A 13532-nucleotide genomic window follows, 5' to 3' on the forward strand; every position below is an offset into this window, starting at 1 on the left:
AAGGTTATGGTGTGCACAGCATACCAGCTAACCTAGCGAACCACTTATATGATGAACTAAAATAGGTCAGGTCAAGCACAACGTCATTGTAACTAGCCTCAAGACCCTAAATAGAACTCTCCATAGGGCAACCCACCACTTACACAAAATTCCTGATACCCTCCAACTTTGAAGGGTAAAAGAACTTTCGCTTGACTACGTGTTTTCGGTTTATTGCTTTATCGTTCATAGCTATCGGTAGTGCTACGTGTTACAGTTTTTTTTGACCTCTCGAATCAGGAGTTGTAAAAGCTTTACCACTCATCGCTAATGAATGGCTACGAAAGATACAACACAAAAGGGCGTCGCACGATCGCATGAGACTCAATCAACACGAGACATAAAAACCTCCAATAATATGTCCGTGCTCCCAATTGCTATGTTACTTCACATAACAATTTCGGAAAATCCCTCACCTCCGGATCGCCCCAACAACAACGAAAAGCGTCTGTGTAACACAACCTACACAGACGCTTCCTTGATGTCTTGCTACCGACAGTGGTAATCAGGCTTTAGTAAGCGCCCTGAGCCACCATAGAATCAGCAACCTTAATGAAACCAGCGATGTTTGCACCAGCCATCAAATCGCCCTTCTTGCCATACTTTTCAGCAGCTTCGAGAGAGCTTGCAACGATGTCCTTCATAATATCGTGCAGCTTCTCGTCGGTTTCTTCGAAGCTCCAAGACAAACGGTAGGAGTTCTGGCTCATTTCGAGACCGGATACTGCTACACCACCAGCGTTTGCAGCCTTTGCAGGACCGTAAAGTACGCCGTTGGCCTGGTATACAGCAATTGCTTCTGGAGTGGAAGGCATGTTAGCACCTTCGCAAACCACGGTGCAGCCGTTCTTTACGAGGGTCTTTGCAGACTCTTCGTCAATTTCGTTCTGAGTTGCGCAAGGCAAAGCGATGTCGCATGGAACGGTCCATACGCCAGTGAAGCCTTCGTGGTATTCGGAACCTGGAACGCGATCTGCGTATTCCTTAATGCGACCGCGGTGACCGAGCTTAATATCCTTCACAACGTCAAGCTGAATGCCGTTTGGATCGTAGATGTAACCATTGGAATCAGAAGCAGTTACAACCTTTGCACCCAAAGCCTGAGCCTTTTCAGTAGCGAAAATAGCTACGTTACCGGAACCGGAGATTGTAACGGTCTTGCCTTCGAAGGAATCGCCACGCAACTTATCCAAAGCTTCAGCAGTGTAGTAGCACAAACCATAACCGGTTGCTTCGGTACGAGCCAAAGAGCCGCCCCATTCCAAGCCCTTACCAGTCAAAACACCAGTAAATTCATCACGAATGCGCTTGTACTGACCGAAGAGATAGCCAATTTCGCGAGCGCCTACGTTAATATCGCCTGCAGGAACATCGGTGAACTGACCGATGTGGCGCTGCAATTCAGTCATGAATGCCTGGCAGAAACGCATAACTTCAGCATCTGACTTGCCCTTAGGGTCGAAGTCTGAACCACCCTTACCGCCACCCATTGGCAAAGTGGTCAGGGAGTTCTTCAAAATCTGTTCGAAACCGAGGAACTTAACAACTGACTCGGTTACAGTTGGGTGGAAGCGCAAGCCACCCTTGTATGGTCCAATAGCGCTGTTGAACTGAATACGGTATCCGCGGTTAACCTGAGTCTTACCTTCATCGTCAACCCAGCATACGCGGAACTTTACTGCGCGCTCTGGCTCAATAAAGCGTTCGAGAATGCCATTAGCTTCGTACTGTGGATTAGCTTCTACAACTGGTCCGAGAGTTTCGAAAACCTCGCGAACAGCCTGCAAGAATTCTGGCTGATCTCCGTCACGCTTCTCTGCTTGAGCATAAACACGCTGTAAGTATTCATTAGTAATTGCCATGATTAGTCCTCGTTTTCATCTGTTATATGGTGAAGAGTTTCTCGTGAAAACTGTAAGTACTAGAATATGCAGGGGCATGGCGAGAGCGACTAAGAAAATGTTACGAGTATGAAAACGCGCTAATTTTCAGGCTTTTCGCGCCATCAAAGTGTTCACATCGTGAGATACTGTTGCGCAGCATCTAGATTTTCGTAGCCGCTGAGCTTGACTGTCCACGTTATTATTTCGTGTGTAAGATTACGGTTTTCGCGTGCTAAAGTTTTGATAAATTGACTGTAGAGCAGCACTGTTTCGTTAGAGTATGTGCTTAGCTCGCCGCGCAAATATGTTTCGAAACTTGTTGCATCGTCTGTATCTTGGTTTGTGGTTAAAACCCGCATATTATCGCCCAAAGTTAGGTATTGCGCATGAAAATCGCGCGCCCACTGAAGTTGCTGATCAATAATTTTTTCTTGTATCTCTATGCGCTCATCTGACAGCTGCAGGAGATACGGTTCGAGCTCTTTATGAAAATATTCAGATTGAGTAGATGCCATCATCCACGCATATTTTTCCATCAGCAAGTTACGTCCTGATGCTAAGTCTCGTTCATAACTTCGTAACAGTTCAACCGTCCATGTGAGAAATTGGCTTAATCGCATCACGTGAAAAGTAGGCCAATTACCCTGACAATTCGCGCGACCGCCCTCATTATTGACCTGTTGAAACTGATGCCATTCTGTGCGCACAATGCTTTCGGCAAGATCAGGCACAGATATCTGTTCGCTCATACCGCTCCTTTGCTGTTTAATAGTAGTACTACATTGAGTGAAACACTGTTTGGTGGAAGAAGGCTCTGATGAGCACTTGGTTTTCAGGATTAAAAGTATGGCAACAAACATGCGTATATGCTGTTGTTTTACTCATTATTAATACTCTTATAAAACTCCTTTTTGAAGGATGGGCCTCACTTTTTACTTTCGTTGGCATTATCCAAATCCTTGGTGGCGTTGCTATATCAACATTTTTCATGTGGTTAGTCTTTAGATTGCAACATCCGCATAGCGAAGAATAACTACATGCTGTGCAGTAGTGTACTATCGGAAGAAATCAACTCTTCAACATATGGGCGATGCCATTCCAAAAAGTCCTCTGTGCTTGAACTCAAACCGTCAGTATTGAGCTGCTCAACAATACGAGAACATATAAAGTCCATGCGTTCTTGAGTTTTCTCATCCAAAGCTTGCGCGGCAATTAACTCCAAAGGCTCACAGATATCTGCTAATTGAATGGCCATGCCGCGGCTCAACTTACGCAGAGCTGCCATGCGCCACTTATAGTAAGGTGCATAACCAACCGTCAGAGGATTATTGAGTAAGAAAATCAAAGATGATACAGCCATCACAAATTCGTGCGCACTTAACGCGGCCGCTGCTTCGTCTCCGCGCTGAAGCATGCGTGAATAATTATATTGACCGGCTTGAGCAATCATGCCTAAACGTTGAGAAATCAAATACAAGCGCACATCCTCAGGCATATTTTTAAAAGCTTGACGACGGCTAGAAAAAGCTCCACATGGGTCAGCAAAAATCTCGCCATTAGTAGCAGCAGCTAAAGTAGCCTCATCTAAGCTCAGCCAGAGGTGTTCCTCACCAGAGTGCTCAGGTGCGCTCGCCATACCAGTTATAGATTCAAAGAAACTATCAATACTCATCACTCCGTCACGACCGCCGCCACGAGGGGACTGCACAGAACGCTTAAAGCCCATGAAATCAGAAGGTAATGCTTCATATCTTTCTTGAAGTTGCTGGCCATACTGTTCATAATCTTCGGCTGTTAACCATATGCATAAACGCGGGCCGAAATCATGGTCGCTCGAAATCGCATCATCAAAGCCATAACATTCCGAACCATGCCCAATCAAACCCACAGCAGATCGCGCTCGCAGTGGAGCTAAATCTCCAGAAAAGAGCTCATCGGCATAAGCTTTCCAATACTGGCGAGATAGTTTTAATCCGGCAATATGCTGTGGCGTTGGCTGGGCAGCATCAACGCCTAACGCTTCACGTACTATGCGTAAATTCTCGGCAGTATCTGTGTAGTAATCGCTCGAAGTGCCATAAAACTGAGCAATTAAAGGTACTGCTTGCTCATAATAGTGCATAGACTCCTGCAAGCGTCCGTATGCAAACAAAACGTAAGCATAACCAGCTAAAACAGAGGTAAAATGCGCGGACTGTTGTAGAGCACTATTACGTTCATAAATGCTGAGCGCTTGCTTGGTATGTTCTAATGCTTGGCTGAGCATACCCGTTTTTACTTCTAACATGCCCAAATTTGTTAAACTTGTGGCCACATCAGGGTCATTCTCAGGGTCTTTACTTGACAGCTGCATAAGATCTAAAGCGCGGGTGAGATGCTCGATAGCTTCAGTATATTCGCCAGTTTCGCTGCACAGAATAGAAAAATTATTGTATAAAGCGGCTTTTTGGCGGTCAGTATTGCTCAGCGTTGTTTCGGCTTCGCGAGCAGCCATCTCATAATATCTGCGCGCTTGCTCGAAATCTCCTGCTTGACGGTAGGCTGTGGCTACATTAATAAGAATAATCGTGCTTTGCGCGCTGTCTGCCAAACCAAGTTCTTGACGCAATTGCAATGCGCGGGTGCAGAGCAGACGAGAATGATCATGGCGCGCATGAGAGCGGTCAAAGCCTAAAAATTCGCTGATAACACTAAGCTCAGCACTGCTATCGTTGAGCTGACAAGCGCGGTCAAGCGCCTGCTCTAAATACGGTAAAGCATCAATGCTTGCGCGATGCTGTTCAAAAATCTGGTCAAGACCGGCATAAAACTTTTCTACATTGAAATGCTCGCTCATAGAAACCATTGTAAGTCTTTTGCAGGCTTGTGTGTATGATGAAGGCGGGTATATGAGACGAGCGGAGGGTTCTCAAGGGTGACGTGCGTGTTGCACTTAATGAAGAAGTATAAAAATCGTATTATTGCTACTCTTATAGCTCTTGCTGTGATTATTTCTGGTGCGAGCTGGGTTATGCGTATAGCTGTTGGAGTGCAACGCACAACCGCACACGTTGCGAGCAGAGCCAGTAAAGCGAGCAGAGCGAAAAAATCCTCCCATACTAGCGATGAATCTCACAGCTTTCTTCGTCAAGCGCGTAACAGCGGTTTATACGATAAAAATACCAATAATCTCGTTATGCAAGCAGTAGTACGCATCGATAGTCTCACGAATAAACATGCTCTTACTTCTTCAGGTTTTAGCTTGAATCAGGAAAAAACTGACGAACTAAATCAGAAAATTGCTGCCATCGAAAGCACCGGTAATAACGTGTCTTTTGTTGTGGTTGATTTAGCATCAGGGAAAACACTCGGATACAAGCAGTCAACCGCAAATTATACGGCTTCTTCTATGAAGGGACCGGTTATTATGGCTGATTTTGAGCAGGGAGTGCTTAACCCAGCTGCAACAGATGTAGCTACTGCGCAATTGGTGCAAAATGCTATTGTTAATTCCGATAACAACAGTTACCAGCAGTTAATTGACAGTTATGGCGTAGGAGCTTTGCATAACTGGACTGCCGGCGTGAATATTAATACAGAGCTGGGGCGCACGAAGTATTGGTGGATTCCTGTCGCTGATTTAGCCAAAATGTGGGTGCTTGGTTACGATTATCTTTTTGCTACCGACGCCATGCGCGCACAACCAGCGACCAATGCAGAAGCTTTCTATAATGCCGCTTTAACAGATAGCTCTAGGCAATGGTTTGCAGATTATTATACCCATACGCTCAACTCCTTTATTAATCAAGGAGTGGGAGGTACTACCTATACAAAGGCTGGATGGAATGACATCAATGAGTATGTTCTCGCGCAAAACGATGCAGGTATAGTAAAAAGCGACACGGGTGATTACGTGATGGCTGTGATGAGCACAGCCTATGGTCGTTATGATTTACTTTCTGATTTAGCGCATAGTTTAGCCAGCGTTCACGATGAGCAGATGACAGCGAAGACTGTAGTGAAATAAGCAGCGAAGTAGGCAGAGAAGTTCGCAAGATATGAAGAAACGTGCGGAAAAGAGACAGTGGTTAGGCGTTGAACAATTGCCATCGCAGCAACGTGCTACAAGCATTCAGAGCATGGTTATTGTGCTCATTGTGGCTATTGTGGCAGGCTGGTCACTGTGGGGAGAACGTGCAGTTCAGCGCATGCGTTCTGATTTTATTACTGCAACGAGTAGTCGTGCTGCGAGTGTGAAACAGCAAGCTGCTGACCGTAAAGCAAATAGTAAAGTGGGCAGTAAATTAAGGAGCAAAGCAAGCGCCCAGTCTGCTGTAGTGAAGAATTCTGATGCTGCTCATAAGTATGGTCCAGGTAAGCATGGTTCAAGCAAAACTAAGCAGACTATTGCAGAAAAATTTGGTGTTACTGCCGATGATTGGCGCTTAGTATTAGTGAACCGTGAGCATCCTCGCGAGGAAATGAATCCACAGCTAATGGAGTTGAATAATAGGTGTAGCATCGATTCGCGTGTGGCTGATGAACTGTCTGAATTTCTTCACGCCGCTCAGGAGGTGGATTCAAGCGCTCATTTTATCTCTTGCTATCGCAGTGTGGCTTACCAGACGCAACTGTTTGAGGGGTATGTGAACGATGAACTGGCTGCTCATCCTGATTGGAATCGTGAGCAGGCGGAAACGCAGGTAAAAACATATTCGCAACCAGCAGGGCAATCCGAGCATCAAACTGGATTAGCTGTGGATTTAAGTACGGCTGAAGATATTAATGTGCAAGACCCTGCTCTTGCGCAGCGTATTCAATCTCTAGCTCCTCAGTATGGTTTTATTTTGCGTTTCCTTCGTGGTAAAGAACAATCGACCGGCGTTGATTACGAAGATTGGCATTTCCGCTATGTTGGTCGAGGTATTGCGCAATACATAACCGCCAAAGGTTGGACTTTGGAGGAGTTTCTAGATCATTTGAACGATCCGGTGTAGGAGAGGGTGGGTATTCCTAGATGTGTTGGGGCGTTTTCGCTCCCTTGTTTGCTTTGGCTTTCTCTCGATTTTTTCTCGCTCTTAACGACAACCTTCCCATTGTGGTAGTGGGAAGAGATAATCCTCATATTTTGCCCATTCTTCGATGAAATCAATACTCTCGGGATTCGTTAACCAGCGTCCTTCTAATCCGTACATTGCAGCAAAAGCAAGTAAAAATACAAACTCACCATCAACACCTTCAGGCACAGCCCACTCATATTGACGGTATTGTTCCTTAAACTTTTGCGGACGCTGAGCAAAATACGCATGGGCAGGGTGTGAAGGAGTGATGGCTTCAGTGTTCAAAATTTCAAAAGCCTTCACCATTTCTGGCTGCTCCACATTTTGTGCAACAACACGGCGTAACACTTCAGGAATACATGCTTTTTCACCGTAGTGCTCGCCATCCTCATTGAACTGAGCTAAATAATTCTGCATAGCATCAAAACGATCGTAATGACGCTCAATAATGGCAATTAAAAGATTTTGTTTATTCTTAATATGATGCAAAACAGCAGTATGTGAAATGCCAATTTCATGTGCAATATCGGGCAGGCTGGTACCAAAATAGCCCTTCTCGCCAATTAAACGTACAGCAACATCAATAATTTCTTCGAAACGCTCTTGAGCACTTTTGCGCCGACGAGCTGGGCGTTCCGCGATTTTCTCTGAATGTGCAGTAATTAGTTCAGAAATGAGCGCACGTTCACTGGTGGCGTCTGTTTGCGATGATGTTGCAGTATGTGCCATAACATTCCTCCATCGAGCGGCAATCTCTGGTCTTATTCTACATGTGCTGGGGTGCTGTTCTATCGCATACGTACGCATCATTACATACACATGTGTAAGTTGCGTTGCGTAACAATGCCTTGGTAAGTGCATTTCATAAGGATTTATATTTTTCTACTTACAACTTGCAAACCTGTAAATTAGTAATTAAGATATGAATCAAGTTCGCGATAACGGTATCGCAGCTGAGAATGTTCAGGCACGCAGACGTGATGAAAGGTATAACATGACACAGGTGTCTCAGACAGAAAGCTCACAAAGCTTAGGTCGCTATAGCTCGCTAGCAGTTGCAGCAGGTATTGGTTCAATGCTTGGTTCCGGTATTATTGTTGGCTTATCGGCAACAATTACTGTGTGGCAAGAAGGTTTACAGTTATCGAATGCTCAAGTAGGTCAGCTTTCAGGTATTATGACCTTCGCTATCGCTTTTGGCTCGCTTATGGGCGGTCGAATTGCCGATAAGATTGGGCGAGTTTTCTTCTTTAACTGGATTAATTTGCTCTATGCTGTTGGAGCAGTTGTATGTATCTTTGCTCAAAACTTCTGGACGTTGCTTGCTGGTTTGATTATTGCCGGATGGGCTTCTGGCGCAGATTTACCAGTATCTATGACGGTGGTTTCGCATGACGCTCCTAATGATTCTCTCGCTGCTCGCTTGGTATCTCTTACTCAGGTATTCTGGCAGTTGGGTGTGTTTATTTCCTTTATTTGCGCCTTCTTGGTTTCTGCACTTTCCGGCGCTACTGGCGGTCGCGTAGTCTTTGCAATTTTGGCGATATTCGCAGTTATTGCTTTTGTATGGCGTGTTACTTCTCCAACCTTTAAGAAGTTTCATGATGAAGCAGACGCTCGTGATGCGCAGATGGGTGTTACTGCGCATGACACTAACGTATCTGTAACAAAGATTCTTTTCGGACGTAACAAGGTTATGCTGCTGAGTTTCTTGGCTGCTATTTTGATTTTCTATGTTGGATGGAATCTCTTAGCAAATACGTGGGGTCAATTCCAAACCTTTATGTTTGCGAAAGCAGGTGCAAGTCAGTCTCTTGCTACCGGTTTGGGTATTATTTTGAACTTTATTACCCTTATTCTGAATATAGCCTTTGCTTCGGTTGCAGGTGGTAAGTACCGCAATAAGGCATTTGTTGCGGGTATTGTTATTCAGTTGTCTGCAATGATTATTATGGCTTTGGCTGGTACAAACCTCTGGGTTATTGTTGGTGCAACTGCTTTTATGAACTTGGGTAGTCCTTTAGCAGGTGAAGCAATTTATAAGGTATGGACGCAGGAATCTTTCCCTATTGAAATTCGTGCTTCTATTCAGGGTTACATTAACGGTTTCTCTCGCTTGTGTTGCGGTTTATTCGCGCTGATTACTCCTATGCTTGTGGTTCCTGGTGTTATTCAGAAAACCATGTGGGGATTCGCAGGTGTTGTATTTGTGATGAGTTTGGCGGGTCTGTGGATGCTTGGCTTGCAAAAGAAGTATGGCACAGACGAAGAACGTCAATTGCAGGAAATACATGGTGCCAAATAAGGAGAATTCAACGATGAATTCACACAATGACGAAGTAGTTGATACAAAGAATGATTACCTTAGTGGTGAGCGCGTGAGTGGTGCTCAGGTGAATGGGGTGCGGGGAGAGCACTATTGCGGTGGCGAGTACGTTAGTGATGTGCGCGTCAGTGCAGTGCGTGTTGAACATTATTCTGGCGATGTATTGGGCATAGCACACACATCACCACGCTTAAGCTGGGATTACGAGGGAATTCCAACGCAGGGTGATCGGGTGTTGGTCAGTGTAGTAAGAGAAGGTGTGGAAGTTGCTCGAACACAAGATAGTGTGGAGCTTCCAGCACAGTCTCATGTGTTAGTGGATTGGCCTTTTGACCCATTGGCTCCACGAGAGGAAGCGCGCCTGAGTGTGCAATTGGTGGGAAGTGACGTGCAGCCGGCTGCTGTGCGTGTGGAATCAAGTATGGCGGCGTGGGAGCTCAACGCAGATTTTGTGGGTCCTGCGTGGAGTGAGCCGGAGACTGATCATCGCCATTTGCCGTTGGTGCGCACCGAGATTAATGTGCCAGGCAAACCCGTGCGCGCTCGCCTGTATCTGAGTGCTTTAGGGCTTGTAGAAGCGCATATTAATGGACATACTGTGGGTGAGGATGTGTTAAACCCAGGGTGGACGGTGTATCGTGATCGCGTAGAACAGTGGGTCTACGATGTAACTGATATGCTTCATGAGGGAACTAATGCGCTTGGCTTCCTCCTAGGTGATGGCTGGTGGCGTGGACGCCTCGGCTTCGATGGTGGAATTCCTAACGTCTACGGTGATCGCATTGGTGTACAAGCCCAGTTAGAAGTGCGTCTCGATAATAGACAAGTGCTCAAGTTCTACTCAAATGCGTGGGATGAAACCTGGCATGCTGCACGCGGTCCAATTGTGCGCTCCGACCTGTATGAAGGCGAAACCTATGATGCTCGTCTTGAGCAAAAGGGATGGGATGAGCCAGGATTCGACGAAACAACAACCCAAGGTACGATTGGACAGTGGGGTCCCGTGGCTGAAGTGGTCTATGATCAGTACAAAGTTAAACCAGCATCGAAAGAAGCTGTACGGGCGCAAGGCGAAAACCGTCCAGTATCGATAAGTAAGCAAGCAGATGGAACGTATCTGTTAGACTTCGGTCAAAACTGCTCGCAACTTATTAATCTGCATATGAAAGGTCTAAAAACTGGCGATGTTGTAGAGCTGAGGCATGCAGAAGTGCTTGATAGCGATGGAAGCTTAGCTACGCGCACCTTACGTCGTGGTCAGCAGCACGATACCTATATTTCTAACGGGCAAGACGCTTGGTGGCAACCTCGTTTTGTGATGCATGGTTTTAGATATGCTACTATTTCTGGCTATCCGGGAGAGCTGGCAGCAGACGATCTCATGTGCAGCGTTTACCACACCACAATGCGTCGCACAGGTTGGTTCAATAGCTCGAACACGCTGCTCAATCGTTTGCACAGCAATGCTCTGTGGTCGATGAAGTCAAATTTCGTTTCTTTGCCAACTGACTGCCCACAGCGCGATGAACGCATGGGCTGGACGGGCGATATTGACCTATTCGCTCCAACTGCATCGTATCTGTATGATGTGCACAATATTTTGGGTAGCTGGCTCACCGATGTGCGCAGTGAGCAGCTCAACTGTGGTACGGTGCCATTCTTTGTTCCATTTGTGCCACTGGGTGTGTGGGCTAAACCAGAGGCGATTGCAATTTGGGGTGATGCTGCAGTAGCGGTGCCATGGGCTATTTATATGGATGATGGGGATGCGCAGCTGCTTGAACAGTCATGGAATCTTATTCATGACTGGATTGCTGAAGTAGAAGGGTATTTAAGTTCTGACGGAGTGTGGGATCGCAAACCACGTTATCCGCTTGGTCAGTTAGGAGATTGGCTTGACCCAAGTGCTCCTCCAGAAGACCCAACGCAGGCGATTACTCAAAAAGAGCTGGTTGCTACAGCATTCTTTGCTCGTAGTTGCAAGCAGGCCTCATACATTGCTGCCGCACTCGGTAAAGGTGAGGAAGAAGAACATTATGCAAGCTTGTATGAGCGCATCCGCACGGGGTATATTGCTCGTTTTGTGCAGCGCAATGACCACACCGGTTTGCGCATGACTTCTGATACACAGTGTGCTTACGCATTATCGATTGCTTTTGGATTATTCGAGGGTTCTGAACGGCTTGTTGCTGCCGCTGGTGAGCGTTTGGCTAATCTTGTGCGTGAATCAGGCGGTAAAGTAAGCACTGGTTTTGCGGGAACGCCGTATGTTTTGCCTGCTTTATCTGCTACAGGACATATACAGGAAGCGTATTCGTTACTGCTATCTACTCAATGTCCAAGTTGGCTCTATCAAGTGGCTATGGGTGCTACCACCACGTGGGAGCGTTGGGATTCGCTTCTGCCAGATGGGTCCATTAATCCAGGCGGAATGACTAGCTTTAACCATTATGCTCTGGGCTCTGTGGCACAGTGGCTTCACACTGGTATAGGTGGTTTGGAGTCGCTGGAACCGGGATGGAAACGTTTTGCAGTAAATCCGTTTGTTGGAGGTGGTCTTGATCATGCCTCGACCGCACATATAACGCCATTTGGTCAGGCGCGTGTTGATTGGAAGATAAACGATGACGGTTCTGCTGTTGACGTTCATGTGGAGGTGCCATATGGTTCAACAGCCATTGTTCCTGCCCTTGACGGTAAGGAGCTAACTGCCGGCGAACATAATATAAAGATTAAGTTGAGTTAAGACAGAACAACCCCTCACAATACTGCTGTTGCACACCTGCACAGCAGTATTGTGTTTTTTGTGACGTCTGTTCTGCATTTCGTGCAGTGCACATTGCTGCGCCCGAACCGTGCTCATACTATATGATTCATCTGCAGACAATGATGTATACCGTATACAAGGAGCGCACGTCAGGTGGCTAATACAGCTCGAACTCACAATTACACAGAACTGGCAGTAGCTGCTGGATTAGGTGCTACTTTGGCATCGGGAATTATTGTAGGATTAGCGTCCACAATAACCGTGTGGCAATCTGGCTTAGGCTTAACCGATGCGCAAGTAGGTCTTTTGTCGGGAGTGCTTTCTTTTGCTATTGCAGGCGGGTCAATTGCAGGTGGTCGGATTGCCGATAAAATTGGTCGCGTTATCTTTTTCAACTGGATTAATGTGCTCTATATGCTGGGCGCTGTCCTGTGCGTATGCGCTACAGATTTTTCGATGCTCATGACCGGTATTATTATTGCCGGCATTGCTTCTGGTGCTGAGGTTCCTGTTGCTATTACTGTGCTGTCTTTCGATGCGCCCGATGCTGCCACCAGTTCGCGTTTGATTTCCACAAGTCAAGTATTCTGGCAAGCAGGCATGTTTGTAGCCTATAGCGCAGCCTTTGCAGTCTCAAAACTTGCCGGCGCAATAGGTGGACGTATTGTTTTCGCTGTTTTCGCAGTCCTGGGCATCATAACCACACTGTGGCGTTTACTTTCTCCTGGTTTACGTGCTGTTCATGAGCAAGCTCAGCAGAGGCATCATCTCTTATCAGCAGATGGAAGTAATAATCAGAAAGTTTCTATGCTCTCGCTCTTTAGCGGAGAACATAGAAAAGCGCTGACGGGCTTTCTCGTAACCATCACAGTGTTCTATATTATGTGGAACTTGCTGGCGAATACATGGGGTCAGTTCCAAACCTATATTTTCGCGCAATCAGGTGCCTCGCAAAGCCTCGCCACAGCTTTAGGAATCGGGTTGAACCTCATTACTCTCGTGCTCAATATTGTTTTCGCCACTGTAGCGGGAGGACGTCATCGTAATACGGCTTTTGCTGTTGGTCTAGTTCTCACGTTTACCTCCATTATTATTATGGCTCTGGCTGGTTCTAACCTGGGAATTATTGTGTCTGCCACAGCTTTGCTTTACGCGGGTATTCCTTTGGCAGGAGAAGCTATCTATAAAGTGTGGACGCAGGAGTCTTTTCCTGTGAGCATTCGTGCGACGGTTCAAGGATATATTAACGGTGTTTCTCGTCTTATCTGCGGCTTATTTGCGCTCGTAACACCTGCTTTGGCGTCACCAGAGACTTTGACATATACCATGTGGGGGTTTGCTGGAGTTGTTATTGTAGAAGCAATAGCAGGTTGTGCAATGATTGCTTTACAGCAGCGTTACGGAACGGATGAGACGAGGCAATCCTAAGCTTAGCGAAGACTAGCCTGCGCGAAGAGATACGAGGTGAGGTGGCGACG

General features: G+C 46.4%; 10 protein-coding genes. 6 read left to right on the plus strand and 4 right to left on the minus strand.

The genetic code is table 11. The features are described from left to right. Nucleotides 1–551: 551 nt before the first annotated feature. Nucleotides 552–1901 (minus strand): NADP-specific glutamate dehydrogenase, encoded by a 1350-nt coding sequence (gene gdhA / locus HMPREF2909_RS01855; RefSeq protein WP_071415010.1) that lies wholly within the window; start codon nt 1899–1901, stop codon nt 552–554. A gap of 152 nt (nt 1902–2053) precedes the next feature. Next, nucleotides 2054–2671, minus strand: a complete 618-nt coding sequence (locus HMPREF2909_RS01860) for a DUF4125 family protein (protein ID WP_071415011.1) — start codon at nt 2669–2671, stop codon at nt 2054–2056. Between the two features lie 68 nt (nt 2672–2739). Here HMPREF2909_RS01860 and HMPREF2909_RS01865 point away from each other — a divergent pair, with 68 nt between their 5' ends. Beyond that, nucleotides 2740–2955, plus strand: a complete 216-nt coding sequence (locus tag HMPREF2909_RS01865) for a hypothetical protein (protein ID WP_021617728.1) — start codon at nt 2740–2742, stop codon at nt 2953–2955. Here the strand turns inward: HMPREF2909_RS01865 and HMPREF2909_RS01870 are convergent, their stop codons facing one another. After that, nucleotides 2956–4758: a DUF4037 domain-containing protein gene (locus tag HMPREF2909_RS01870; RefSeq protein ID WP_246815493.1), complete on the minus strand. Its 1803-nt coding sequence runs from the start codon at nt 4756–4758 to the stop codon at nt 2956–2958. It lies immediately after the preceding gene. 87 nt (nt 4759–4845) lie between these two features. Between HMPREF2909_RS01870 and HMPREF2909_RS01875 the strand changes: the two genes are divergently transcribed. Both HMPREF2909_RS01875 and HMPREF2909_RS01880 read left to right on the plus strand, forming a co-directional pair. Further along, on the plus strand, nt 4846–5928 hold the full coding sequence (locus tag HMPREF2909_RS01875) for a serine hydrolase (protein ID WP_148130778.1): 1083 nt from the start codon (nt 4846–4848) through the stop codon (nt 5926–5928). A 31-nt stretch (nt 5929–5959) separates the two neighbouring features. Then, on the plus strand, nt 5960–6898 hold the full coding sequence (locus tag HMPREF2909_RS01880; protein WP_071415014.1) for a M15 family metallopeptidase: 939 nt from the start codon (nt 5960–5962) through the stop codon (nt 6896–6898). Between the two features lie 81 nt (nt 6899–6979). On the opposite strand, the gene HMPREF2909_RS01885 is transcribed toward HMPREF2909_RS01880, so the two are convergent. Beyond that, nucleotides 6980–7690, minus strand: a complete 711-nt coding sequence (locus tag HMPREF2909_RS01885) for a TetR/AcrR family transcriptional regulator (protein WP_084797203.1) — start codon at nt 7688–7690, stop codon at nt 6980–6982. Between the two features lie 193 nt (nt 7691–7883). On the opposite strand from HMPREF2909_RS01885, the gene HMPREF2909_RS01890 reads away from it, so the two are divergent. The 3 genes from HMPREF2909_RS01890 to HMPREF2909_RS01900 all read left to right on the plus strand — a co-directional run bounded on the left by HMPREF2909_RS01890 (nt 7884) and on the right by HMPREF2909_RS01900 (nt 13482). After that, nucleotides 7884–9266 (plus strand): MFS transporter, encoded by a 1383-nt coding sequence (locus HMPREF2909_RS01890; RefSeq protein WP_246815494.1) that lies wholly within the window; start codon nt 7884–7886, stop codon nt 9264–9266. 13 nt (nt 9267–9279) lie between these two features. Continuing rightward, nucleotides 9280–12033, plus strand: coding sequence for an alpha-L-rhamnosidase (locus HMPREF2909_RS01895; protein ID WP_084797204.1), 2754 nt, complete (start codon nt 9280–9282; stop codon nt 12031–12033). Between the two features lie 174 nt (nt 12034–12207). Then, the gene (locus HMPREF2909_RS01900; RefSeq protein ID WP_071415015.1) at nt 12208–13482 is read left to right on the plus strand and encodes an MFS transporter; all 1275 of its coding nucleotides are present in this window, start codon (nt 12208–12210) and stop codon (nt 13480–13482) included. Nucleotides 13483–13532 lie beyond the last annotated feature (50 nt).

This window comes from Alloscardovia sp. HMSC034E08 (genome assembly GCF_001813415.1).
In the GTDB taxonomy this organism is placed as follows: domain Bacteria; phylum Actinomycetota; class Actinomycetes; order Actinomycetales; family Bifidobacteriaceae; genus Alloscardovia; species Alloscardovia omnicolens.

Bases quoted from the DNA above. Each gene is read 5' to 3' on its own strand.
- gdhA (WP_071415010.1), bottom strand. From the start codon at position 1,901: ATGGCAATTACTAATGAATACTTACAGCGTGTTTATGCTCAAGCAGAG.
- HMPREF2909_RS01860 (WP_071415011.1), bottom strand. From the start codon at position 2,671: ATGAGCGAACAGATATCTGTGCCTGATCTTGCCGAAAGCATTGTGCGC.
- HMPREF2909_RS01865 (WP_021617728.1), top strand. From the start codon at position 2,740: ATGAGCACTTGGTTTTCAGGATTAAAAGTATGGCAACAAACATGCGTA.
- HMPREF2909_RS01870 (WP_246815493.1), bottom strand. From the start codon at position 4,758: ATGAGCGAGCATTTCAATGTAGAAAAGTTTTATGCCGGTCTTGACCAG.
- HMPREF2909_RS01880 (WP_071415014.1), top strand. From the start codon at position 5,960: ATGAAGAAACGTGCGGAAAAGAGACAGTGGTTAGGCGTTGAACAATTG.
- HMPREF2909_RS01885 (WP_084797203.1), bottom strand. From the start codon at position 7,690: ATGGCACATACTGCAACATCATCGCAAACAGACGCCACCAGTGAACGT.
- HMPREF2909_RS01890 (WP_246815494.1), top strand. From the start codon at position 7,884: ATGAATCAAGTTCGCGATAACGGTATCGCAGCTGAGAATGTTCAGGCA.
- HMPREF2909_RS01895 (WP_084797204.1), top strand. From the start codon at position 9,280: ATGAATTCACACAATGACGAAGTAGTTGATACAAAGAATGATTACCTT.